Source organism: Roseovarius sp. A46 (assembly GCF_004126395.1).
Classification (GTDB): domain Bacteria; phylum Pseudomonadota; class Alphaproteobacteria; order Rhodobacterales; family Rhodobacteraceae; genus Roseovarius; species Roseovarius nitratireducens.
Genome location: NZ_PVWS01000109.1, coordinates 1 through 255, shown reverse-complemented (window position 1 = coordinate 255; position 255 = coordinate 1). Strand labels below are relative to the sequence as shown.

Genomic DNA, 255 nt, shown 5'->3' with positions numbered 1-255 from the left:
CCAAGCCATCCATAGCACCCTTGATCACCCACGGCGCAATCATGGCATTGGCGGTGAGCCCCGCGATGAACGTCTGCGTGCCCCACGAGCCGAACGGTGCGTCCATGACCAGGCGATCCCCGCGCGGTGCCCATCCCCGCAGCCGGGTCAGGTTGGTTTTCACCGAGGTTTCATAAATGAAGACAACGCGCTCGGGCCGGGCCGACACAGCCGGAATACGATGCCTGAACCAGTCTTCGCGCTGTTGCCTTACCT

At 62.7% G+C, this 255-nt stretch carries 1 pseudogene; it reads right to left on the bottom strand.

The window, feature by feature from the left end:
- Window positions 1–255 (bottom strand): annotated as a pseudogene (locus C6W92_RS17555) (IS630 family transposase); the annotation flags it as partial.